Origin of the sequence: Alteromonas sp. MTD1 (assembly GCF_042848195.1) — a bacterium.
GTDB lineage: Bacteria > Pseudomonadota > Gammaproteobacteria > Enterobacterales > Alteromonadaceae > Alteromonas.
The window spans coordinates 284,507-308,180 of record NZ_BTGG01000003.1 but is presented as its reverse complement, the minus strand read 5'-3'; the positions used below and the strand labels follow the sequence as shown (position 1 = coordinate 308,180).

19 protein-coding genes are annotated in these 23,674 nt (G+C 44.8%); 10 read left to right on the top strand and 9 right to left on the bottom strand.

Annotated elements, in window-relative coordinates:
• Positions 1 to 139 precede the first annotated feature (139 nt).
• Together ACGHAV_RS05790 and ACGHAV_RS05785 are read right to left on the bottom strand one after the other, a co-directional pair.
• Entirely contained in the window at positions 140 to 3,262 is a 3,123-nt protein-coding gene (locus ACGHAV_RS05790; RefSeq protein ID WP_390377653.1) for an efflux RND transporter permease subunit, read from the bottom strand.
• Positions 3,262 to 4,539, bottom strand: coding sequence for an efflux RND transporter periplasmic adaptor subunit (locus ACGHAV_RS05785; RefSeq protein ID WP_390377650.1), 1,278 nt, complete (start codon positions 4,537 to 4,539; stop codon positions 3,262 to 3,264). The genes ACGHAV_RS05790 and ACGHAV_RS05785 overlap by 1 nt, the downstream gene beginning before the upstream one ends.
• A gap of 644 nt (positions 4,540 to 5,183) precedes the next feature.
• On the opposite strand from ACGHAV_RS05785, the gene ACGHAV_RS05780 reads away from it, so the two are divergent.
• Positions 5,184 to 6,236 (top strand): LysR family transcriptional regulator, encoded by a 1,053-nt coding sequence (locus ACGHAV_RS05780; protein WP_334013567.1) that lies wholly within the window; start codon positions 5,184 to 5,186, stop codon positions 6,234 to 6,236.
• A 109-nt stretch (positions 6,237 to 6,345) separates the two neighbouring features.
• Here ACGHAV_RS05780 and lpdA read toward each other — a convergent pair whose 3' ends face one another.
• The 6 genes from lpdA to ampD form a co-directional block, all read right to left on the bottom strand.
• Entirely contained in the window at positions 6,346 to 7,767 is a 1,422-nt protein-coding gene (gene lpdA, locus ACGHAV_RS05775) for a dihydrolipoyl dehydrogenase (RefSeq protein WP_390377647.1), read from the bottom strand.
• Positions 7,768 to 7,898: 131 nt separating this feature from the next.
• Entirely contained in the window at positions 7,899 to 9,854 is a 1,956-nt protein-coding gene (gene aceF, locus ACGHAV_RS05770) for a pyruvate dehydrogenase complex dihydrolipoyllysine-residue acetyltransferase (RefSeq protein WP_390377644.1), read from the bottom strand.
• A gap of 21 nt (positions 9,855 to 9,875) precedes the next feature.
• Positions 9,876 to 12,551 (bottom strand): pyruvate dehydrogenase (acetyl-transferring), homodimeric type, encoded by a 2,676-nt coding sequence (gene aceE, locus ACGHAV_RS05765; RefSeq protein WP_390377641.1) that lies wholly within the window; start codon positions 12,549 to 12,551, stop codon positions 9,876 to 9,878.
• A 193-nt stretch (positions 12,552 to 12,744) separates the two neighbouring features.
• On the bottom strand, positions 12,745 to 13,491 hold the full coding sequence (locus tag ACGHAV_RS05760) for a GntR family transcriptional regulator (protein ID WP_390377638.1): 747 nt from the start codon (positions 13,489 to 13,491) through the stop codon (positions 12,745 to 12,747).
• 377 nt (positions 13,492 to 13,868) lie between these two features.
• Positions 13,869 to 14,738: a beta-lactamase regulator AmpE gene (gene ampE / locus ACGHAV_RS05755; protein WP_390377635.1), complete on the bottom strand. Its 870-nt coding sequence runs from the start codon at positions 14,736 to 14,738 to the stop codon at positions 13,869 to 13,871.
• Positions 14,739 to 14,753: 15 nt separating this feature from the next.
• The gene (ampD, locus tag ACGHAV_RS05750; RefSeq protein WP_390377632.1) at positions 14,754 to 15,302 is read right to left on the bottom strand and encodes a 1,6-anhydro-N-acetylmuramyl-L-alanine amidase AmpD; all 549 of its coding nucleotides are present in this window, start codon (positions 15,300 to 15,302) and stop codon (positions 14,754 to 14,756) included.
• Positions 15,303 to 15,429: 127 nt separating this feature from the next.
• Between ampD and ACGHAV_RS05745 the strand changes: the two genes are divergently transcribed.
• The 8 genes from ACGHAV_RS05745 (at position 15,430) to yacG (ending at position 21,863) form a co-directional block, all read left to right on the top strand.
• Positions 15,430 to 15,945, top strand: coding sequence for a TIGR02281 family clan AA aspartic protease (locus ACGHAV_RS05745; protein WP_390377629.1), 516 nt, complete (start codon positions 15,430 to 15,432; stop codon positions 15,943 to 15,945).
• Between the two features lie 20 nt (positions 15,946 to 15,965).
• Positions 15,966 to 16,820 carry a carboxylating nicotinate-nucleotide diphosphorylase gene (nadC, locus tag ACGHAV_RS05740; protein WP_390377626.1) on the top strand — a complete coding sequence of 285 codons (855 nt, stop codon included), beginning with the start codon at positions 15,966 to 15,968 and terminating at the stop codon, positions 16,818 to 16,820.
• A gap of 400 nt (positions 16,821 to 17,220) precedes the next feature.
• Entirely contained in the window at positions 17,221 to 17,649 is a 429-nt protein-coding gene (locus ACGHAV_RS05735) for a prepilin-type N-terminal cleavage/methylation domain-containing protein (RefSeq protein WP_334013576.1), read from the top strand.
• Between the two features lie 174 nt (positions 17,650 to 17,823).
• Positions 17,824 to 19,035 carry a type II secretion system F family protein gene (locus ACGHAV_RS05730; protein WP_334013577.1) on the top strand — a complete coding sequence of 404 codons (1,212 nt, stop codon included), beginning with the start codon at positions 17,824 to 17,826 and terminating at the stop codon, positions 19,033 to 19,035.
• 49 nt (positions 19,036 to 19,084) lie between these two features.
• The gene (locus tag ACGHAV_RS05725) at positions 19,085 to 20,026 is read left to right on the top strand and encodes a prepilin peptidase (protein WP_390377622.1); all 942 of its coding nucleotides are present in this window, start codon (positions 19,085 to 19,087) and stop codon (positions 20,024 to 20,026) included.
• A gap of 34 nt (positions 20,027 to 20,060) precedes the next feature.
• Positions 20,061 to 20,666: a dephospho-CoA kinase gene (gene coaE / locus ACGHAV_RS05720; protein ID WP_390377619.1), complete on the top strand. Its 606-nt coding sequence runs from the start codon at positions 20,061 to 20,063 to the stop codon at positions 20,664 to 20,666.
• A gap of 168 nt (positions 20,667 to 20,834) precedes the next feature.
• A complete protein-coding gene (zapD, locus tag ACGHAV_RS05715; protein WP_390377616.1) occupies positions 20,835 to 21,587 on the top strand; it encodes a cell division protein ZapD in 753 nt (250 codons plus the stop codon).
• A 48-nt stretch (positions 21,588 to 21,635) separates the two neighbouring features.
• On the top strand, positions 21,636 to 21,863 hold the full coding sequence (gene yacG / locus ACGHAV_RS05710) for a DNA gyrase inhibitor YacG (RefSeq protein ID WP_334013581.1): 228 nt from the start codon (positions 21,636 to 21,638) through the stop codon (positions 21,861 to 21,863).
• 54 nt (positions 21,864 to 21,917) lie between these two features.
• On the opposite strand, the gene ACGHAV_RS05705 is transcribed toward yacG, so the two are convergent.
• A complete protein-coding gene (locus ACGHAV_RS05705) occupies positions 21,918 to 22,343 on the bottom strand; it encodes a MerR family transcriptional regulator (protein WP_390377613.1) in 426 nt (141 codons plus the stop codon).
• 92 nt (positions 22,344 to 22,435) lie between these two features.
• Between ACGHAV_RS05705 and ACGHAV_RS05700 the strand changes: the two genes are divergently transcribed.
• A complete protein-coding gene (locus ACGHAV_RS05700; protein WP_390377610.1) occupies positions 22,436 to 23,674 on the top strand; it encodes an NADH:flavin oxidoreductase/NADH oxidase family protein in 1,239 nt (412 codons plus the stop codon).

The following is a 23,674-nucleotide window of genomic DNA, read 5'->3' as shown; positions in this document are numbered from 1 at the left end:
TTAAGACGAGTTGAGGCCAAATATGGCGAAATGAGGCAGCGAGAAAAAGAGATGTGACAGAGATAGATAAAAAAGGCCACTCAAAGTGAGTGGCCAAAAGGAGCCCCTTAAGGGGGCAACGCTTGGGTAGACGGGAGAGTTAACCGTTGCGCTTTAGCAAATAGTAAAATACTGGCGTAAGAATAAGCCCGAAAAAGGTAACGCCAATCATGCCTGAGAATACTGCTACCCCCATGGCTTGACGCATTTCAGCACCAGCACCACTTGAGATAACCATTGGCAATACACCCATAATGAAGGCAATTGACGTCATCAGTATTGGGCGAAGACGTAAACGGCTGGCTTCTTTAATGGCAGAAAACGCATCCATTCCTTTGTCTTGTAAGTCTTTAGCAAACTCAACAATTAGAATGGCGTTTTTCGTTGCAAGGCCAACTAGTACAATCAAACCAATTTGGGTAAAGATATTGTTGTCGCCACCGTAAATTTGCACTCCAATAAGCGCACTTAGCAGGGTCATTGGCACTATTAGAATAATGGCCAATGGCAAGCGTAAGCTCTCGTATTGCGCCGCAAGTACTAAGAACACCAACAACACAACCAGTGGGAATACGAATGCTGAAGCATTCCCAGCAAGAATTTGCTGATAGGTTAGCTCTGTCCATTCATATGTCATACCTAGCGGTAGTGTTTCCGCTAATATCTCTTCAATAGCGGCTTTAGCTTGGTCAGATGAATAACCCGGCGCAGGCGCACCATTTACTTCAGCGGTGATATAGCCGTTGTAGTGCATTACGCGATCTGGGCCAGCACTGTGCTCGATATTTAAGAAAGAACCTAGTGGAATCATCTCGCCTTGTGCATTACGAATTTTAAACTGCGTGATATCTTCAATATCTTGACGATACTGCGCGTCGGCCTGCACATTTACCTGATAGGTACGACCAAACAGGTTGAAGTCATTTACATATAGCGAGCCTAAATAAGCCTGCATAGTGGTAAACAAGGTATCTATGTTTACACCTTGGCTAACAGCTTTTTCGCGATCTACATCAACGTCTAGCTGTGGTACGGCAACGGTAAAGCTGGTAAATGCATCGGTAAGGGCTGGATGTGCCCAAGCTTTGCCTATCACCTCTTGCGTTACACGCTCTAGCTCTTCAAAGCCTAAGTTGCCTCTGTCTTCAATTTGTAAACGGAAACCACCTATAGTGCCTAGCCCCATTACCGGAGGTGGTGGGAAAATGGCAACAAACGCACCTTTAATAGAGCCAAAGTTTTGGTTTAACTGCGCCGCAATTGCGCCGCCCGAAAGCTCTGGGCTTGTGCGCTTATCGAAGTCGGTAAGCGTTGCAAACAGCACGCCTGAACTAGGGCTATTGGTAAAACCGTTTATGTTAAGGCCAGGGAATGCGATAGCATCTTCAACACCTGGGTGTTCCATAGCAATGCGCGACATTTCGCGAACCACTTCTTCGGTTCTATCTAAGCTTGCCGCATTAGGAAGCTGAGCAAACGCAACCAAGTACTGTTTATCTTGTGGAGGTACGTAGCCAGTTGGTGTGTTGGCAAATTGGAAGTACGTTAAACCTAGTAGCCCCGCGTAAAGCACCATAATAATACTGCTTTTACGTATAAGACCGCCTACAGCACCCGTGTACTTTTTAGAGCCACGGTCGAAGAAACGGTTAAACGGTGCAAATACAAAGCGCCCGAAAACCTTATCCATTAAACGGGTTAACCAATCGTTCGCTTTTCCATGTGGCTTAAGCAATAGTGCAGACAGCGCAGGGCTAAGCGTTAACGAGTTAATTGCAGAGATAACCGTAGAGATAGTGATAGTAAGTGCAAACTGCTTATAGAATTGACCGGTTAAGCCACTCATAAAGGCGGTAGGTACGAACACCGCTGCCAGCACAAGCGTTGTAGCAATAATAGGCCCTGTTACTTCTTTCATGGCCTGCACGGTTGCATCGAACGGTGTTTTACCTTCAGAAATGTTTCGCTCTACGTTTTCAACAACAACAATAGCGTCATCAACAACAATACCTATGGCGAGTACCAGGCCAAACAAAGACAGTGCATTTAACGAGAAGCCCATTAACTGCATAAATGCAAAGGTACCTACCAACGAGATTGGCACTGCTACTAATGGAATAATAGAAGCACGCCACGTTTGAAGGAAAAGCACGACAACCAATACTACTAACAGTACTGCTTCAAGCAATGTGCTAATTACCGCTTCAATCGACCCGCGAACGAAAACCGTTGGGTCGTAGGCAATTTCATACTCTAAGCCATCTGGAAATAACTGCGAAAGCTCTGACATACGTGAACGTACATCGTCAGATATTTGAATAGCGTTTGAACCTGGCGCTTGGAAAATAGGTAGTGCAGCCGCTGGGTTATTGTTAATAAGCGAACGAAGTGCATAGAACTCTGAACCAAGCTCGATGCGCGCAACATCTTTAAGACGGGTTATCTCACCGTTTTCGCCAGTTTTTACAATAATGTTCTCAAATTCAGACTCGTCTTTTAAACGACCACGAACGTTAATAAGTAACTGAAATTCGCTAGTGCCCGTAGGCTGTGCACCAAGGCTACCTGCTGCGGCCTGCTGGTTTTGATCGGCAATAGCTGCAACCACATCACCCGGGTTCATTTGTAGTACGGCTAACTTGTTTGGGTCTAGCCATACGCGCATACTAAATTCGCCTGCGCCGAACAAACGCACTTGGCCAACACCATCAATACGCGCTAATTCATCTTTAACAAACTGGTCGGCATAGTTAGACAAATATAGCATGTCGTAACGGTTATCAGGTGACGTTAGGTGCACCACCATGGTTAAGTCTGGAGACGACTTCTCGGTAACTACACCTAAACGTTGTACTTCTTGTGGTAAACGCGGCGTTGCGCGATTAACACGATTTTGCACAAGGGTTGTCGCTTCGTCTGGGTCGGTCCCAATGGCGAACGTAATGGTAAGCGTCATACGGCCATCGCTGGTTGCTTGAGAAGACATATACAGCATATTTTCTACGCCGTTAATCTCTTGCTCCAGCGGTGTTGCCACTGTTTCAGCAATAACTTCTGGGTTTGCGCCTGGGTAGTTAGCCGTTACCACTACTGTTGGAGGCACAACTTCTGGATATTCAGTGATTGGAAGCTGCCATACTGCTATGGCGCCTCCGATAAAGATTAAGAGTGATAGCACGCCCGCAAAAATAGGGCGGCTAATAAAGAATTGTGAAATGTTCATTATTTAAGACCTGCTGTTACAGCGCCACTTGTTAATGAACCACCAGACGTATCTCCACTAAAAAGAACATCTTCAATATGCGCCATGTTTGTTATTTCAGTTACGTTGTCTACCTGTGACTGCCAGTTTTCTAAGCTAGCTAGTGCGTCTTGGTCACCCATAGGCACTTCGTTTGCTGATACGGGTGCGCCAGGACGTACGCGTTGTAAACCATCTACTACAATTGTGTCGTTCGTTGCTAAACCACTTTTGATAATTCGCATGCTGCCAACTTTGTCGCCAAGCGTAACGGCGCGGTATTCCACTTTGTTTTCATCGTTAACAACCAGCACATACTTGTTGTTAAGGTCTGTACCAATTGCTTTTTCTTTAATAAGGATGCCTTGTTCATTAGTACCACCCGCTAGCTTAAGGTGAGCGAACAAACCTGGAATTAAGCGACCGTCTTCATTTTTAAACACTGCACGAACGCGTAATGTACCTGTGCTACCGTTTACTTGATTGTCGATAAAATCAATTTGGCCCCAGTGCTGATAGTCAGACTCATTGGCTAGGCGCAGCGCAACAGGCTTTTCGTTAACAGACGTTACATTGCTGCTTGATACATAATTCAGGTAGGTTTGCTCGTCAATATCGAAGTATGCATATAAGCGCTCTGTAGAAACGATGCGCGTTAACTCTGTTTGACCCGCAGTAACAAAGTTACCTTCCGTAATGTTTGCGCGAGAAATTCGGCCAGAAATTGGGGCTTCTACGCGGGCAAAGCCACGATTTAGTCTTGCAACTTCTAGCGCAGCCTGCGTTTGATTTAGGCTAGCAAGCGCTTGGTTCTTTTCCGCTAAACGCGCATCAAGTACTTCTTCAGAAACCGCTTGGGTTTTGCGAAGTTTGTATGCACGCTTATAATTTTGTTCTGCAAGCTCTAGTCGACTTTTTGCTTCATCAAGCTGCGCGGTTAAGCGTGATACTTCTGCTTTAAAAGTGCGGTTATCGATAAGGAACAATGTTTGCCCCTGCTCAACATATTCGCCTTCTTTAAAAGCAACAAAATCGATGTAGCCAGAAACGCGTGGACGAAGCGCAACAATTTGTGGCGATTCTAAACGACCTGTGAAGTTGTCCCACTCGGTTATACGTTGAGAAACCACTGAAGCAACATCAACAGGCACGCCTGCGTTTGCTTGGGCCATTTGACCAGGATCCTGCTCGTCACTACCACAGGCGGCGACTAGCACTGCTAAGCTTACGATTGCCATTAATCGGGTAAAAGTTTTCATTGCAAGATACTCTCTAAAAGTTCGACTAAAGTTTGATGTGGTGCATTATGGACCACACAAAACAATAAAAATAATTATCTTTTTATATGAAATGCATCATATTTTTTGATGTATTGATAAAATACATACGATGAGTGACAAAAGCCGAGGCAAGTTTTTTGAAGCGGGCCTACTTTCAACAACGAAATAACTCAAAAAACCCAACAACTTAGATAAAACGTGGGCTACAGTCACGTTTCACAACCTAAACGAAGTTCAGTTATTCGTCGCATTCATTTTGTATGTGAATATATTTAGAGTTAACCTATAAAAAAAGTATGTCATTACGTTGACACGAGCGAAAAAAAGCAAAAGAAATTGGCAATGCTTGTTTAAAGAAACGAAGTGGCGCGTGCTGGTAATACAAAGTAAACCCTCTACCGCAGGATGCGGTAGCGGAGCTCTCATGAATGGGTTTACGGCGCTATTTATCTATTGTTGGAAATACTTCTAAGTGGCGCGTGCTGGTAATACGGAGTAAACCCTCTACCGCAGGGATGCGGTAGCGGAGCCCCCATGGATGGGTTTACGGCGTGTTTATGGAACGCTTTTACCTATTCGACGATATATAGAAATCGCAAAAACACAAAACACCGGAGACGATTATGCGTCCACATGATTTAAACTTACTGATGATATTTGATGCCATTATGACGGAAGGCGCCATTACTCGTGCTGCCGATAGGTTATCAATGACGCAGCCTGCTGTATCGAATGCGCTTTCGCGTATGCGTACCGCATGGAAAGACGAGTTATTTGTGAAAGATGGACGCGGTATTCAACCTACTTCTTTTGCCAAAAATTTGTGGAGCCAAATTCAAGGGCCGCTAGGTGAGCTTGAAGTTGCCGTTAACCCTACAGACTTTAACCCTGCCACGGCCAAACGTACGTTTCGTATTGCCGCTACTGACAGCATTGTATCTATGGTGTGGGGCCCGCTCCGTAAAGTAATAGAAAACGAAGCACCAGGTATCAATATTCATGCTATTCCAAACTACGATATGGAAACCAATAAAATATTGAAAGACGCCGAGGCTGAACTTACGTTTTCAAAGCTTCAAGAGCCAGACTCGGTGATTCGCGCCGAACATGTACTAGATCCTAGCTGGGTAGTACTCATGCGCCCAGACCATCCGCTAGCAAAAACACAAATGACACTAGAAGACTTTGTAGCAGCCGATCACCTATTAGTGTCGGTAACAGGCGATGTTACCGGCCCTACCGATCAGGTTCTGGCTAACCTTGGACTGAAACGCCGCGTGGCAATGTCGGTAAATCAGTTCTATAACGCATCACCGTTATTAAAAGAAAGCAACCTTATTTGCGTAGCGCCTTCGTTGGTGATGGAAAGAGAAATCTTCTCTGGTGAACTAGCCGTGTTTGAAACGCCTATAGAAATAGTGAGCACACCGCTGTCGGTGATGTGGCATAAACGTCAAGACCAAGACGCAGGGTTACAGTGGCTTAGACAGCTTGTGGTGAAATTCATCCGCGAGCGTGTGCAACGCCATGAAATGCTGCTGTCTCAGTGTTGCCGTAAAGCCTATTGCGAAAAAACAGTGAAGCGATTTATGGAGCAGAGAAACATGAACTGTGACGAATTTACGCCTGCTCATTTGAACATGCCTAATGTGGACACTGAGAAAACGCCAGCATAGCAGCAACGACTTGGGCTTCCACCATAAGAAGGTGGTAACACTCTTTAATTTAACCACAAAAAAGCCCGCTTAAATAAGCGGGCTTTCATCAAGATTCAACGAAGTAGATTTACTTCTTTTTCTTCGCTTTCGGGTTTGGTAGGTCAGTAATGCTTCCTTCGAAGATTTCAGACGCAAGACCAATTGACTCGTTTAGCGTTGGGTGAGCGTGAATAGTTAGTGCTACGTCTTCTGCGTCAGCACCCATTTCTAGTGCCAAGCCAATTTCACCTAGCATCTCACCCGCGTTGGTACCAACCATAGCACCACCGATAACACGGCCAGACTCTTTGTCGAAGATCATCTTGGTCATACCGTTAGTTGCATCAGATGCAATTGCACGGCCTGAAGCTGCCCATGGGAACACGGCTGTTTCGTAACTTAAGCCCTGCTCTTTTGCTTCTTTCTCGGTAACACCAACCCAAGCAACTTCTGGCTCAGTGTAAGCAACTGAAGGAATACCGCGTGGGTCGAAGTAGTGCTTCTGTCCAGCAATCACTTCTGCCGCTACGTGACCTTCGTGCACTGCTTTGTGAGCAAGCATTGGCTGACCAACAAGGTCACCAATCGCAAAGATGTGATCAACGTTTGTACGCATTTGCTTATCAACGTTAATGAAGCCACGCTCGTCAACGTTAACACCAGCAGTTTCTGCGCCAACAAGTTTGCCGTTAGGCTTACGACCTACAGCAACAAGTACCTTGTCGTAACGTACTTGTTCTGAAGGTGCGTTTTTGCCTTCAAACGTTACGTACAGGCCATCATCTTTCGCTTCAACCGCTGTTACTTTGGTTTCAAGCATGATGTTGAATTTTTCTTTGTAGTCTTTCATGAATACTTTCATGATGTCTTTGTCAGCCGCAGGAATAAGCTGGTCTAAGAATTCAACTACGTCAATTTTTGAGCCAAGTGCTTCGTACACAGTACCCATTTCTAGACCGATGATACCACCGCCTAGTACTAGCATTTTTTCTGGAATGTCTTTCATTTCCAGTGCGCCAGTTGAGTCGATTACACGGTCATCTTCAGGGATGAACGGTAGGCTTACAGGCTCTGAACCCGCAGCGATAATCGCTTTCTCAAAAGTAATAGTAGTAACGTCGTCACCATTTTTTACTTCAAGGGTGTTTGCGCCAGTAAATTTACCATAGCCTTGTACGTGCTTGGTTTTACGCATTTTAGACATACCGCCAAGACCGTTTGTTAATTGCTTAACAACGCCGTCTTTGTATGCACGGATTTTATCTAAATCGATGGTCGGCTCGCCAAACGTAACACCGTGGCTTGCAAGGTGCTTCGCTTCTTTCATCACTTTTGCTACGTGAAGAAGGGCTTTTGAAGGGATACAGCCAACGTTCAGACACACACCACCAAGCGAGTCGCGTGAATCTACGATAACTGTTTCAATACCTAAATCAGCTGCACGAAAAGCTGCTGAATAACCGCTAGGGCCGCCGCCCAGTACCACCAATTGCGTTTTAATTTCGCTCATTGTGAACCTCAATCCTGTTCTTGTAGGGTCATGCTATTACTTTTGTGTAATAGCATAACCTAAATGCCATCAAGGGGCGTATAAAAACGTCGAAAATGTTACTGATATTGTAAACTTTTTCGACCTTTTATTTAAAGTATGATTCTGCGTAAGTCAGTTAGGTTTGCCGCAACCTCAGTAGAGAATCGCGCACCTACTGCACCATCAATTACACGGTGGTCGTAAGACAAGCTTAACGGCACCATCAAGCGTGGTTCGAACTCTTTACCATTCCACTTAGGCTTCATCTCAGACTTCGATACACCTAATATGGCGACTTCTGGCGCATTTACAATAGGTGTAAACGCTGTACCGCCGATTCCGCCAAGGCTAGAGATGGTAAATGTACCACCCTGCATATCAGCCGCTTTAAGTTTACCTTCACGGGCCTTTGCAGAAGTTTCGATAAGCTCGCGAGATAACTGTTCGATGCCTTTTTTGTTCACGTCACGAATAACAGGAACAACAAGGCCTCCTGGCGTTTCTACCGCGATACCAATGTTGATGAACTTCTTGATAATTAAGCTTTCGCCATCTTCAGACAGTGAAGAGTTAAACACTTCGTACTTTTCAAGCGCTTTAGCAACTGCTTTCATCACGAACACAAGTGGCGTAATCTTAAGACCAGACTTCACTTTCGCGTGATAGGCGTTTTGCTCCTTACGGAACTCTTCTACTTCAGTGATATCGGCTTCATCGAACTGTGTAACGTGCGGAATAGTAGCCCAGTTACGGTGTAGGAACGGACCAGAAATCTTTTGAATACGTGATAATGGCTGTTCTTCAATTTCACCGAACTTGCTGTGATCAACAGGTTTCACCGGTACAATTTGAAGTACGTTATCGCCTACTGGCGCACTGCCAGATGTCGCTGCTGTGCGAGGCTTTGCAAGCTCAGCTTTTACATACGCCTGAACGTCTTCTTTCAAGATACGGTTTTTAGGGCCAGTACCGTTAACTAGTGTTAGGTCGACACCAAATTCACGAGCAACACGACGAACCGAAGGCGATGCGTGTGCTTTACCGTTACCTTTCGGTGCAGGCGCTTCTGGCACAGGAGAACGGTTAGCCGATTCCTGTTTAGGTGCTTCTTTCTTCGGCTCTTCTTTCTTCGCTGCTGGCTCAGATGTTTGAGCTGGTGCTTGTGAAGCTGCGCCGCCGCTAGTTTCAAGCTTAACCACTACCGTGCCTTGCTTAACTTTATCGCCTGTTTTAATAAAGACTTCTTTGATAGTACCCGCATGCGTTGAAGGTACATCCATGGTGGCTTTATCAGTTTCAAGCGTAATTAGACCGTCTTCTTTCTCAACAGTATCGCCTACCGATACCAGTACATCGATAACGTCTACTTCGCCATCTTCGCCAATATCAGGTACCGCAACTTCAATAGTTTCGCTGCTTGCGGCTGCTGGTGCTGACTCTTGCTTAGCGCTCTCTTGCTGCGCTGGTGCAGACTCGCTTGAGCTTGATGAGTCGGCACTTGAACCAGAGCCCGCAACCTCAAGCTTAATCACGACTGTACCTTCTTTCACTTTATCGCCAGTGCTGATGAATACTTCTTTCACCGTACCTTCGTGTGTTGATGGCACATCCATAGTGGCTTTGTCGGTTTCAAGCGTAATTAATCCATCTTCTTTTTCGATGGTGTCGCCTACTGAAACCAACACGTCAATAACGTCTACTTCACCGTCTTCGCCAATATCAGGCACGGCGACTTCAATTACGTCACTGCCACCAGAAGCAGCTGGCGCTGCCTCTGATTTGCTTTCTTCTTTTGGTGCTTCTTCTTTTGAATCGTCTGTAGAACCACCGGCAGCTTTCATTTCACCAATTACATCGCCTTCTTTAATTTTATCGCCTACCGATACAGATAAGCTTACAATCTCACCCTCAAATGGTGCAGGGATGTCCATTGACGCCTTGTCACTTTCAACAGTAACAACGCCTTCATCTGCCTCAATGTTGTCGCCTACGGCAACACATAGCTCGATAACTTCAACTTCGTCACCGCCTACGTCGGGTACGATAATCTTTTGAATATCTGACATATGTAAAATACCTTATATGGCTTACGCGTAAAGTGGGTTAAGTTTTTCAGCGTTAATATCAAAACGCTTAATGGCTTCTGCTACCACTTTCTTCTCAACGTCGCCGCGCTGAGCTAATTCGTAAAGTGATGCCACCACAATGTATGACGCATTAACTTCAAAGTGAGTACGCAAGTTTTCACGGCTGTCGCTTCGACCGAAACCGTCTGTACCTAGACAACGGTATTCAGTGTCGATAAACGCACGTACTTGGTCTGAGTAGTTCTTCACATAGTCAGTAGCTGAAATTGCAGGGCCTGCGTCTTTCGTAATTACCTGACCAATGTAAGGTACTTTTTGCTCGGCTTCTGGGTTTAGCATGTTCCAACGCGCTACGTCTTGACCTTCACGCGCTAGCTCGTTAAACGAGGTCACAGAGTAAACATCAGAAGATACGTTGTAGTCTTCGCATAGAATCTGCGCCGCTTTACGTACTTCGTTCAAGATAGTACCTGAGCCCATAAGCTGAACGTTAAGTTTCGACTTGTCGTTTTCAACGCGCTCTAGCTTATAAATACCCTTAATGATTTGCTCAGCAATATCATCGCCTTCAGGCATTTCTGGGTGGTGATAGTTTTCGTTCATCAACGTTAGGTAATAGAAGATGTTCTCGTTATTACCGTACATACGACGAAGACCGTCTTGAATAATAACAGCCACTTCGTAGCCGTACGTTGGGTCGTACGTAATACAGTTAGGAATTAGGTTCGCCTGAACGTGTGAGTGACCGTCTTGGTGCTGTAGACCTTCACCATTTAGTGTCGTTCTGCCCGCTGTTGCGCCTAATAGGAAACCACGTGCTTGGCTATCGCCCGCTGCCCATGCTAGGTCGCCAACACGTTGGAAACCAAACATAGAGTAGTAAATATAGAAAGGAATAGTAGTTGCGTTACACGTTGAATAAGACGTACCTGACGCTACCCACGATGCCATTGCACCTAGTTCGTTAATGCCTTCTTGCAGTACCTGACCTTTCTTATCTTCACGATAATATGCAACTTGATCGGCATCTTGCGGTACGTATTTCTGACCTTCATTAGCGTAAATACCTACCTGACGGAACAAGCCTTCCATACCGAATGTACGGGCTTCATCAGGAATAATTGGCACAATACGCTTACCAATTTTCTTGTCTTTCAACAATGCGTTAAGTACACGTACGAACGTCATGGTTGAAGACACTTGACGGTCTCCCGAACCTTTAAGGATAGCGTCGAAAGCACTTAGCTCTGGAATTTCAAGTTGCTCTTCCGCTTGCTCGCGACGTGCTGGCAGGTAACCACCTAACGCTTCGCGGCGCTCACGAAGATACTTCATTTCTTCACTGTCTTCGTCAAACTTGAAGTAAGGTAGGTCTTCAATTTTTTCGTCAGCTACTGGAATATTGAAACGGTCGCGGAACGCTTTAATTGAATCAACGTCCATTTTCTTAACGTTGTGCGCTACGTTCTGTGCTTCACCGGAACGACCAAGACCGAAACCTTTAACCGTTTTAGCAAGGATTACCGTTGGACGACCTTTCGTATCAATCGCTTTTTGGTATGCCGCGAATACTTTTACTGGGTCATGACCACCACGGTTCAAGCGCCAGATGTCGTCGTCAGACATGTTCGCTACAAGTGCCGCTGTTTCAGGATACTTGTTAAAGAAGTTCTCACGGGTGTACTTGCCGCCTTTGGCTTTACAGTTCTGGTATTCGCCATCTACCGTTTCACCCATAAGCTGAATTAGCTTGCCAGATTTATCGCGAGCCAGTAGCTCATCCCAGTAGCTCCCCCAAATAACTTTCACTACTTCCCAGCCAGCGCCGCGGAACGTACCTTCAAGCTCTTGGATAATTTTGCCGTTACCACGTACCGGGCCGTCTAGACGCTGAAGGTTACAGTTAATAACAAATGTTAGGTTATCAAGACCTTCGCGAGACGCCAGGCCAATTGCACCCAAGCTTTCTGGCTCATCACACTCACCGTCACCCATGTAGCAGTATACGCGTTGATCAGAACAGTCTTTAATACCACGGTTTGTTAGGTATTTAAGGAAGCGTGCAGTGTAGATAGCTTGAAGTGGACCAAGACCCATCGATACCGTTGGGAACTGCCAGTAGTCTTTCATTAAGTGTGGGTGTGGATAAGATGACAGACCATCACCAGCACACTCTTGACGGAAGTTGTTTAACTGCTCTTCAGTTAAGTTACCCTCCATGTACGAGCGCGCGTAGATACCCGGTGCAATGTGACCTTGAGCAAAAATAAAGTCACCACCTTGATTTTCGTTTGGCGCTTTGAAGAAATGGTTAAAGCCCACATCGTAAAGCATTGCAGATGACGCAAAGCTACCAATATGGCCACCAAGCTCTAGTTCTTTTTTCGATGCACGCAATACAATCATCAATGCGTTCCAACGAATTGCTGCACGAATGCGCGCTTCGATGGTTAAATCGCCAGGCATCGTAGGCTCTTGTGCCGCAGGAATGGTGTTGATGTAGGCGGTTGTTGCGTCGTAAGGCAAGTGAGCGCCGCTGCGACGTGCTTTATCAATAAGCTTTTCGAGCAAGTAATGTGCGCGCTCTACGCCTTCCTCTTCTAAAACCGACTCAAGCGCATCAATCCACTCTTTAGTTTCTTGTGGATCAACATCTTGGTGCATCATATCAGTCATGGTGCCATCCTATTTTTTGCTTATATAGAAAATCCTCCTTAGGCTTTGTTTCTTAAAAAGAAACGCCAAAAGAAGGAAAACTAAATTACGTTGTACTCACAGTGACCCTATCTGGCTCACCTGCTTTTGCAGTGGCACAGGTAAAAACCCGACCGGCCTCTGCGAATGAATAGTTAACTAACGGGTTAATTAACTAAATTTCTAATCTACGCAACGCGCGCTGAACTCGCGTGTCACGTTGGTTTATTGTTAGTAGCGTTTTTTCAATAAACGCTAGATGCGTATTACATGCCTGACGTGCTGCTTCAGGGTCGCGTGAGGCAATAGCATCTACAATTTCTCGACGCTGCTTAGCAATGTCTTCCACCGCTTCAGAGTGCGAAGCCAGCATGTCTAAATTCCGTTCTATATTGTCAACCAACATACTTTGCATAGTGCTCATTACATGTAGAAGCACCATGTTATGAGAAGCTCGCGCCATGGTGATGTAAAACTGACCAAGCGCTTCTGCTTGTGCCCGTTTACTGTCTTTGGCGCCAGGCGTGGGTAGCTCGTTTAACGCTTGTTTTAGCGCATCGTAATCTTCAGGCTGTCCACGAAGCGCCGCGTAATAGGCAGACATACCTTCTAACGCATGACGAAATTCAAGCAAGTCGAACTGTGTTTCTGGACGCTGGCTAACTAAATCCATAAGCGGGTCTTTCATTGCTGCATTTAGGTTGCGGCTTACAAACGTACCGCCCCCTTGTTTGCGCTCAACTAACCCGCGAGCCTGCAAATTACCTATGGCTTCTCTTAACGATGGACGAGACACGTCAAATTCAAGCGCAAGCTCTCTTTCTGGCGGTAACTTTTGACCAGCCAATAACGTACCGTCGAGAATCATTGACTCGAGTTGCTCGGTGATTACATCAGAGAGTTTTTTTCGCTGCTGGCGCATGCGCGTTATCTGTCCTTTTCCTTAAAATGCATAATGGCGTAACAATTCGGCGTAACAAATCGGCATAACACGTGTGAATGTAAAAAATAATCGGAGAAAATTTATTCATCAACACAATTGGTAATACCATTTTACCTATACAGTTTAAGGCAGATCTATTTTGAGGTAAATACTCTAGAGCATAGCAAAGCATGAGCAGTTTGCTCGCTGTAAAGCTTTATTATTGAATTTGTTAAGAAAAGTCGAAAACCTTGAACTGGTCTGACGAGAGCAACGATTACTTTAAAGAGGTGAAAAGCGCTTGATCTACATACAAATTATTTTTAGACCAAGCGCACTTTAAAATGAAAGGTAATGTTAAATGTAAAAAATGTTCACTATGCCAAGCTGCCCACAAGGGTAAGTGCTGAAGTAATCACTAGTAAAAAAATAACATTACGTTTAGCTAATTTTACTAATACTTTCGGTTCTACTGCTGCATTTTCAGCCTGTTGCTCTTGCTCTTCTGGTGTAAGCATTTCTGCTTTTGATGATATTGAGGTAAGCACATCGTAAGCTGGCACATCAAATTGAAGTGCATAATTAAGCCATTCAGGAAGTGCACGAGAGAAGTGTCCCATGATTAACATACCAAATGCGGTTATTCGAACAGGTACATAGTCTAATGCAAACATTAAGCGGGCCGACGCTTCGCGAAGTGGGTGTTCACTGCTACAAAGTGCGTCTGTAGTACTTCTAGTTAAACAATAAAACAGAGCACCAGGCGCACCAAACGCAATAAACCATAGCATTACCGCAGCGTAGTGCTGGTAGTTGAGCCACGTAAGGTGTTGGCCAAAGCTTTTACCTTCAGCACCAGCCGTTCCGTCGCTTTCATGACCTGATGAGCAATGTCCAAGCTGGTCGGTATACATGCTACAGGCTTGTAAGTCGCCGCGGTCTGCAGCGTTTAAAAAACATTTGTAGGTGGTCCTAAGCGCAGGGCAGCCTATGCAGATAAACAAAACAATGCTTTGTTCTATAAACGTAAAAAACGCACCTAGCAGCCAGTATTCTATTGCCGCTAGCAACAATACAGGCAGTAACATTACAAGGTAGAAATTCGTGTTGCTGCTACTTTCAGAAAACCACCCATTTTCGGTCATAAACTGTCTGTAAGAAACAGCGTATGTCTCTATATGCCAATCGGTGCCTTTGCTTATTATTCTTTCTAAACTCAGTACCAACAATAGGCTCATTAGTATCATGGTTTGAAAAATTCCTTATTTATGTGAGAGCATGCTTCGTAAGCTTGTTCTATATCTTGCCCAATCAAATGCTTCGCCCGGATCGGTCTTTCGACCTGGCGCAATATCATTATGACCCACAATACGCCCTAAAGTGATCCGAGGATAGTGATTAATAATGAATTCACTAACTTGTTGAAGCGACGCATATTGCTCGTCGGTATAGGGCAGCGTATCGGTACCTTCTAGTTCAATACCAATAGCAAAGTCGTTGCATCGCCCTGTACCTTGAAACGTTGACACACCGGCGTGCCATGCACGCGCATTAAACGGTACGAATTGTTCAATTTCACCCGTACGATAAATAACGCAGTGAGCAGAAACCCGAAGCTCTGCTATCTCTTTATAAAAAGGATGCGCGTTTACATCGAGATTTCCTGTAAACAAATCTCTTATGCCCGATGTGCCAAATTCAGAAGGTGGCAATGAGATATTGTGAATAACCAGCAGACTAATATCGTCTTCACTGGGTCGTTCATCGTAAAACGGGCTTAATGTGCGTTGCGCACTAGGGTAAAAAACCATACTTATTTGAATTGTTGTGTATTCGACTACATGATTTAAAGTGTGACACTGTACGACAAATAAAATCAAGCAAGGACGAACCCTATGAGTAACAGCAACGTGGAAATTTCACTAAAGGCCACAATGAATGACTGAAAAACACGACAATAATAGTGCCGCCAAGTGGATGGTGGCTTTAGCGTGGATTTGCGGGCTGGGCCTTTTGGCTTTTGTGTTTTCCGATTTACTTGACAAACAGGTTAACCCTAACAGCACGCCCGAGTCTCAGCGCATTGGTTCACAAACCGAAGTAAGACTTAAACAAAATAGGCAAGGTCACTACGTTACAACCGGCTTTATTAATGGCGAAGAAGTTATCTTTTTGGTTGATACAGGCGCAACCGACGTTGCTGTACCGGCCCACCTTGCTAATAAGTTGCAGTTAAAAGCAGGTAGAGAAGGATTAGCGAGCACAGCCAATGGTACGGTGCGTATATCAGAATCCATCATTGATACACTGCGCGTTGGCGATATTGTGCTGCGTAATGTAGACGCCAACTTAAATCCAGGCATGAAAGATGACCATATTTTGCTTGGAATGAGCGTTCTTCGCCAATTAGAGTTTACTCAGCGCGGAGATTGGTTAATATTGCGTACCCTTTGAAGTAGATAACAGCGATGAAGATGACATCACCAGATATGCAAGCAATACGCGAACAAGTCGCTAACGCGTTAATTGAAGATTTAGGTGGCGAACTAAACGCCGCAAATGACATTACTGCTAATCTAATTAATGAAGATGTTAGCGCCAAAGCCACCATTATTACTCGCGAAGACTGTGTTGTTTGCGGTGTAGCGTGGGTGAACCAAGCGTTTGCACTTATCGATGAGTCGGTAGAAGTCAATTGGCACGTTGCTGACGGCGACAACGTAAGTGCAGATACTGTGTTAGTGAGTTTAGAGGGCTCGGCGCGCGCTATATTAACTGCCGAGCGTACCGCGCTTAACTTCTTACAGACTCTGTCAGCTACGGCAACCGTTACATCGTTCTATGCCAAGCTACTATCGAACAGCGCTACAAAAATTCTCGATACGCGTAAAACACTACCCGGTCTTCGCTTCGCTCAAAAATATGCAGTTCGCTGTGGCGGCGGTCAAAACCACCGTGTGGGTTTATTCGATGCCTTTCTAATTAAAGAGAACCATATTTTCTCGTGCGGCGGCATTAATAAAGCAGTACAGCGAGCAAAAGAAATGATGCCAGGCAAACTGGTAGAAGTGGAAGTTGAAAACATTGAAGAACTTCAGCAAGCCATGCAAGCAGGTGCTGATATTGTGATGCTGGATAATTTTACTAATGAACAGATCCAACAGGCAGTATCAATAAACAACGGGCAATGTAAACTCGAGGTATCTGGAAATATTACTAACGAGCGTTTGGCATCGCTGGCAACGTTGGGCGTAGACTATATTTCTTCTGGCGCATTGACCAAGCATGTTCAAGCTATCGATTTGTCGCTAAGGATAAATTTAGACTAGTAAGGCAATATCAATAAAAAGGAAGTGCAACGTTGCTTCCTTTTATCTGCAAGCAGGTATATGCCCCACGAGCCAGTGTTTCACGCGTAGCATAGCTCACACCGTCGCCGCACCGCCGCCCGTAATCAAGACCAGTAAACATTCAGTGTATTGTTAGCTATACGTTCGTAAGTATTTGTGTATTATCCGAAAGTTTAACGCTTCACGTATGCAAACGCGTAGCAGAACGTGTCATACTGAAAAAGTAAGACATAGGTATATTTCGCTATACTTGTCACAGACAATAAAAATTCTATACTGAGTATCAAGTACCAGGGGCGTTCAAAAAGCGAACCGGGTATAAACGTCAATTTGAATTAAATTTAAACTTAACGTGTTATACACGTCCCGGAGAAAGGCCATGATGAACATGAACGCTAAAAACCAGAAAGGTTTCACCCTAATCGAATTAATGATTGTTGTTGCAATCATCGGTATTCTTGCTGCAATCGCACTTCCTGCTTACCAAAACTACACGCAGAAAGCTAAGTTTACTGAAGTAACTAACGCAACAGCAGCAGCTAAAACTGCGGTAGAAATTTGCTTCGCGTCAACTGCAGACATCACTGCATGTGACCAAGCGGCTAACGGCATCCCAGCAACAATCACTGCTGACGCTGACACAGTAGGTGTTACAACAGCTGACGGCGTAATCTCAGCAACAGCTTCAGGTAACTCTGGCCTACAAAACGCAGCTGGCTCTGGTGCAGCAACGTTCACACTAACGCCTGACGTAACTGACGGCAACGTTAAGTGGACTAAATCTTGCGACCCAACAACTGTATGCTAATTTAGCAAGTTTTAAAGAAAGGCCCGGAATTCTCTGGGCCTTTTTTGTTTGAAAAAGCGTATGCTTTTTTATTAACGGTGTTGTGAAAACAGAGCGTTGTGAAAAAAATTCTTGGAAATAAAGCTTTGTAAAATCACAGACATGTAAATCTGAGCAGTAAGAAGAGAACCGACTATGGCAAAAGCAGTCACTACATTTACTTGGCAAGGAAAAGACCGACATGGCCAATCTAGAAAAGGTGAAATTACTGCTGCCTCAATTGCCGAAGCAAAGAACTTATTACGCCGTCAGGGCATTTCTGCAAACAAAGTTAAGAAACTCGCGAAGCCATTGTTTGGCGCAGGCGGCCAAAAAATAACGCCTTCTGATATTTCTGTTATCTCCCGTCAGATTGCCACCATGCTTGCAGCAGGCGTTACCCTTATCCAAAGCTTAGAAATGATTGCTCAAGGCCATGCAAAGGCCAGCATGCGTAAACTCCTTGGCGAAATTACCGATGAAGTAAAATCGGGTAACCCGCTATCATCTGCTTTGCGGAAGCACCCTCTTTACTTTGACGATCTGTATTGCGACTTGGTTTACACGGGCGAACAGTCGGGTGCGCTTGAAACCATTTACGATAGAATTGCAACGTATAAAGAAAAAGCCGAAGCCTTAAAATCGAAGATCAAAAAAGCAATGTTTTACCCTATTGCTGTTTTGGTTGTTGCGTTCATTGTTACCACTATTCTTCTTATTTTTGTGGTGCCGCAGTTTGAAGAAATATTCAGTAGCTTTGGCGCAGAACTTCCTGCTTTCACTTTGTTCGTGCTAGGTATTTCTAGGTTTGTACAAGATTACGGTATTTTTATCGCCATTGGCCTTGGTGTGGCAGGCTATTTATTTGTAAGAGCTCACCGAAATAGCCAAAAACTACGTGACAACGTAGACAAGAATATTTTAAAAATTCCAGTTGTAGGCGAAATTTTAAAGAAAGCCAGTATTGCCCGCTTCACGCGCACGCTCGCCACTACCTTCGCCGCGGGTGTACCGCTTATAGGCGCCCTTGAGTCAGCTGCAGGCGCATCGGGCAACGCCGTTTATCGCGACGCCATTTTGTATATGCGTAAAGAAGTTGCCGGCGGTATGCCTATGCACGTTGCCATGCGCGCAACACAAGTGTTCCCCGATATGGTGACACAAATGATTGCCATTGGTGAAGAATCGGGCTCGGTAGATGAGATGCTTAGTAAAATTGCTACCATTTACGAAGCCGAAGTAGACGACATGGTAGACGGCCTAACCAGCCTTCTAGAACCCATGATAATGGCAGTATTAGGCGTGGTTATTGGTGGCCTTATTGTTGCCATGTACTTACCTATTTTCCAAATGGGTAACGTGGTATAACTAGCGCTCGGTAACTTTCACACCAAATATTTATAACAAGAAAGGTTTCATGAACGCGTCATTCCCTGAGTCACTCATAACACTTAGTCAGGTTTACCCTGTCTTTTTTTACGCTTTAGTTTTCATTGTCAGCTTGATGGTAGGTAGCTTTCTTAATGTCGTTATCTATCGTTTGCCTATTATGATGGAGCGCAGCTGGAAGCGTGAATATCAAGAGTACTTTAGCGAGCAATCAGCAACAGCCGAATCGCCTAATGCCGAACATGCGACTAATGCAAAGGCGCACGAAGAAGCCCAACAACCAACGCCTTTCAACCTTGTTAAACCCGACAGTACATGCCCGTCTTGTGGTCATAAAATACGAGCATGGGAAAACATTCCCGTGCTTAGCTATTTGTTTCTTAAAGGCCGTTGCGCGAATTGTGAAACCAAAATTTCAATACGCTACCCACTAGTAGAGTTATTCACGGCGCTTGCCTGTACCTTCGCCGCCTTTCATTTCGGCCCATCTGTACAAGCATTGTGGGCAGTGGGGTTTACCTATGTGTTGATTTCACTGCTATTTATCGACATTGACACGATGTTACTTCCAGACCAGCTAACACTGCCACTGTTATGGACCGGGTTATTGCTTAGCGTGTTTAATGTTTTTGTAAGCCCTACAGACGCTATTATTGGCGCGGCAGCGGGCTACCTTAGTTTGTGGTCGGTATATTGGCTGTTCAAACTTGCTACGGGCAAAGAAGGCATGGGCTACGGCGACTTTAAATTGCTTGCCGCGCTGGGCGCTTTTACTGGCTGGCAAGGACTTCCTGTAATTATTCTTTTGTCGTCATTTGTTGGCGCTATTGCTGGTGTTGCCATTATGGTTATTCAAAATAAGGGAAAGTCGTTGGCAATACCTTTTGGTCCTTACCTTGCTGTTGCGGGCTGGCTTACACTGCTTTATAAAAGCGAAATCATAAGCGCTTATTTAGATATGGTGCTATGAGCCAAAGTGTTTTAGGTATTAAACGGAGGCAACAATGCGCAACCAATTTGTAGTAGGCCTAACCGGTGGCATTGGCAGTGGAAAATCGGCGGCCACTGCATTATTTTCCAAACACAACATAGACATTATAGATGCCGATGAAGTTGCTCGGGACGTCGTTGCCATTGGTTCAGAAGGATTACAGGCCATAAGCGAACACTTTGGCGATGATATTCTACTTTCAAATGGCAGCTTAAACAGACCCCTACTAAGAGAGAAAGTGTTTAGCAATAGTGATGAAAAAGTGTGGCTAAATATCCTATTGCACCCGCTTATTCGTGAACGAATGATAGCGCTTATCAATGAATCTCAAGGCCCTTACTGTATTTTGAGTGTGCCCCTATTGGTAGAAAACAACCTCACAACAATGTGTAACCACGTGGTAGTGGTTGATTGCCCTGAGGCTATGCAACTTAGCCGAGCAATGCAGCGCGATGGCAGTTCAGAACAAACAATTAAAAGCATCATGGCTTCTCAAGCAACAAGAGAAGTTCGTCTAAAAGCAGCTGATGATGTGTTAGATAACAGCGATAGTCTTCAGCATCTTGCTAAACAGGTTGATGTTCTTCATTCCAAACTTAGTGCCCTTTCAGACGCGTAATACGCAAAGGTAAGGTTTAAACCTATTAAAACCAGCGTGAACCGCCTGATTTTGAAACTTTTTTGACCAAATGACGTCAAAAAACCAATCGGGTTAACAAGTATACTTGGCTTAATCGTAATGATGCATTAGGCTTTAGCCCTAAGTAACTGTGTTTTAAGGGTATCCATGAACGACGCTGTGTTTGAATTTCCATTAAAGGAAAAAGTACGTAATTATTTACGTGTCGAGCAGCTGCTTGGGCAAATTAAAATTACAGCGAAGACAGAACATACCCATCTACAGCTTGTTTTCTTTCAACAACTTTTTGAACTTCTTGATTTAATAGAGCGCTTAGATCTTCGATCCGATTTAACAAAAGACCTAGAAGCACATGAAAGAAATTTAGTGTATTGGTCGAAGCATCCCAAAATTGACAGTACGGCGCTAGAACAAGCGCTTAAAACAGTTATCACACTGCGCGACAAGCTGAAAAGCGATAGACGCTTTGGCAGTGCCCTAAAAGAAGAAAAGCTGCTAAGCGCAATTAGGCAACGTTTTGCTATCCCAGGCGGCGCGTGTAGTTTCGACCTACCAAACCTTCATTTTTGGTTACAACAACCTCTTACGCAGCGCCAGTCTGATATAACCAAATGGCTTGAGACATTAGCGTTGCTAGACGATGCCATAGCAGTAAGCTTGTCGTTCATTCGTGAGCGAGGGCAGTTTACTGAGGTCACTGCCGAAAATGGCTTTTACCAAGGTGTCGCAGAAGACAAAAACGAATTAATTCGTGTTCGCTGTCGCGTTGATGAAGGGTATTACCCTACGCTTAGCGGTAACAAGTATCGCTATGCCCTGCGCTTTATGTTGTTTACATCGAACGACAATGGAAGCTCGGCAGTTGAAGACCATGTTCAGTTTCATCTAGCCGCCTGCTAAACTACACCCGTATATCGTGTTTTTAAGTCTTTATTCGTGGAGTTTCCAATGGAAGTAAAATGCCCCATTTGTGCAAAGTCGGTTGTATGGGCGCCTGAAAGTGAATTCCGCCCTTTTTGTAGTAAAAAATGCCAGCTAATTGATTTAGGTGAGTGGGCAGCAGAAGACAGAAAAATAGCAGGAAAACCAGCTGAGGATGCTACGCCAAAGCATATTGACGTTGAAGAAATAGAAGCGATGCTAGCCCAGCAGCAAGAAGACTTTTTTAAGCATTAAGTTTTTCTTCAGCACATTAAAAACCACGTTGCATCATTAATTTGTGATGTAACATCAGATTACCTTCGATTCTTTAGTGGTAGAAAGTTCTGAAAGTAAACCATCTAACTCACAGGCACTTATGCAGTGCCCTGCCCTCCATAGTTCGCCAAGGCGTTGCGTCAAATATTCCATTTGCGTTTTCTGACGAGTTAGCGTGTTAAGAAGGTGATTGATTTCAGCGGTACGATCTTGCAAATGAGCCATCACTTGTTCGTGATCAAGCCCCTCACCGCTGGCAAATAAGCCAGGCAGATCATCCAGTGCAAAACCAAGACTGGTTGCAAACTTAATCATCTTTAAGCGTTCCACCGCTTCTGCGGTATATTTGCGGTAGCCCTTCGCTGTTCTATCGGCTGCAGGCATTAACCCTTTTTGTTCGTAAAATCGAATGGTGCTTGTTGGTAGTCCAACTGTTTCTGCTAATTGCCCAATACGCATATGCTTTTCTTTTTAAAATTAACCTTGACCTTAAAGTTAACTTAAAGCTTATAGTAAACACAACTTGATTAATGCCTTTTGGAGAAGACGATATGGCATCCGTGGTATTTACTCCTTTTACGCTACCCAATGGGAATGTTGTTAAAAACCGAATTGCAAAAGCGGCTATGGAAGAGAACATGGCGGATGCTAATCAGCTGCCAGGAGGCGCTTTGTTTACCTTGTATCGCAAATGGGCCGAGGGCGGCGTTGGGCTAATTATTACTGGAAATGTCATGGTTGATCATTTGGCAATGACAGGCCCCGGAGGCTTAGTTTTAGAAGCCAACACACCGCTTGAGCCCTTTAAAAAACTGGCTGCTGAAGCAAAACAAAATAACACGCGCCTGTGGATGCAAATTAATCACCCAGGCCGCCAAGTGTTTAAGAAAATGGGCGGTAAGGTGCTCTCACCTTCAGATATTGCTTTAGATATGGGTAAGCACTCTGGCCTTTTTGAAAAGCCAAAAGCCATGACCGAAGAAGACATTAACGACGTTATTGAACGCTTTGTTACTACCGCAAGCCTTGCGCAACAAGCGGGTTATGACGGCGTTCAAATTCATGCAGCACACGGATATTTGTTATCTCAATTCTTATCGCCACTTACTAATAAGCGCAAAGACAACTGGGGTGGCAGTTTAGAAAACAGGGCTCGTTTACTTATTACTATCGCAAAAAAAGTGAGAGAGAAATGTGGCAACGCTTTTGATATTGCTGTGAAACTAAATTCAGCTGATTTTCAACGAGGCGGATTTGACGTAAACGATGCACAGCAAGTTGTTGAAATGCTTAGTCAGCTGAACGTCGATCTTGTTGAGCTGTCAGGCGGAAGCTACGAGGCTCCAGCCATGCAAGGCCGCACTGCCGATGAACGTACACTTTCTCGCGAGGCCTATTTTTTAAGCTTCGCGAAGCAAATTGCTGATACAACTCGCACGCCGATTATGACCACGGGTGGCATACGCCGACTCTCTGTTGCCCAACAGGTAATTGAAAGCAATGTCGATTTGGTGGGCATAGCATCAGCATTAGCGCTAACGCCAGATTTACCCAACCGATGGCTTGAAGCGCCAGACATCGAGGGTGTAATCCCTGTTGTAGGTTGGAAAGATAAAACGTTGGCAGGCCTTGCCACAATGGCACAGGTAAAAAGACAGCTTCGCCGACTAGGTGACGGTAAAAAGCCCACTTATAATGCCATTGCACTGGTGTCGTTGATTTTAGACCAGCTGCGAGCAGCTAAACTTACCAAGCGCTATAGAAAACAATATGCTAACGAAGTGCGCTAA

Coding starts and splice junctions, on each gene's coding strand:
- ACGHAV_RS05730 (WP_334013577.1), top strand. CDS start 17,824: ATGGCAAAAGCAGTCACTACATTTACTTGGCAAGGAAAAGACCGACAT.
- ACGHAV_RS05790 (WP_390377653.1), bottom strand. CDS start 3,262: ATGAACATTTCACAATTCTTTATTAGCCGCCCTATTTTTGCGGGCGTG.
- nadC (WP_390377626.1), top strand. CDS start 15,966: ATGACATCACCAGATATGCAAGCAATACGCGAACAAGTCGCTAACGCG.
- ACGHAV_RS05700 (WP_390377610.1), top strand. CDS start 22,436: ATGGCATCCGTGGTATTTACTCCTTTTACGCTACCCAATGGGAATGTT.
- coaE (WP_390377619.1), top strand. CDS start 20,061: ATGCGCAACCAATTTGTAGTAGGCCTAACCGGTGGCATTGGCAGTGGA.
- ACGHAV_RS05780 (WP_334013567.1), top strand. CDS start 5,184: ATGCGTCCACATGATTTAAACTTACTGATGATATTTGATGCCATTATG.
- lpdA (WP_390377647.1), bottom strand. CDS start 7,767: ATGAGCGAAATTAAAACGCAATTGGTGGTACTGGGCGGCGGCCCTAGC.
- aceE (WP_390377641.1), bottom strand. CDS start 12,551: ATGACTGATATGATGCACCAAGATGTTGATCCACAAGAAACTAAAGAG.
- aceF (WP_390377644.1), bottom strand. CDS start 9,854: ATGTCAGATATTCAAAAGATTATCGTACCCGACGTAGGCGGTGACGAA.
- ACGHAV_RS05705 (WP_390377613.1), bottom strand. CDS start 22,343: ATGCGTATTGGGCAATTAGCAGAAACAGTTGGACTACCAACAAGCACC.
- ACGHAV_RS05785 (WP_390377650.1), bottom strand. CDS start 4,539: ATGAAAACTTTTACCCGATTAATGGCAATCGTAAGCTTAGCAGTGCTA.
- zapD (WP_390377616.1), top strand. CDS start 20,835: ATGAACGACGCTGTGTTTGAATTTCCATTAAAGGAAAAAGTACGTAAT.
- yacG (WP_334013581.1), top strand. CDS start 21,636: ATGGAAGTAAAATGCCCCATTTGTGCAAAGTCGGTTGTATGGGCGCCT.
- ACGHAV_RS05760 (WP_390377638.1), bottom strand. CDS start 13,491: ATGCGCCAGCAGCGAAAAAAACTCTCTGATGTAATCACCGAGCAACTC.
- ACGHAV_RS05745 (WP_390377629.1), top strand. CDS start 15,430: ATGACTGAAAAACACGACAATAATAGTGCCGCCAAGTGGATGGTGGCT.
- ACGHAV_RS05725 (WP_390377622.1), top strand. CDS start 19,085: ATGAACGCGTCATTCCCTGAGTCACTCATAACACTTAGTCAGGTTTAC.
- ACGHAV_RS05735 (WP_334013576.1), top strand. CDS start 17,221: ATGATGAACATGAACGCTAAAAACCAGAAAGGTTTCACCCTAATCGAA.
- ampE (WP_390377635.1), bottom strand. CDS start 14,738: ATGATACTAATGAGCCTATTGTTGGTACTGAGTTTAGAAAGAATAATA.
- ampD (WP_390377632.1), bottom strand. CDS start 15,302: ATGGTTTTTTACCCTAGTGCGCAACGCACATTAAGCCCGTTTTACGAT.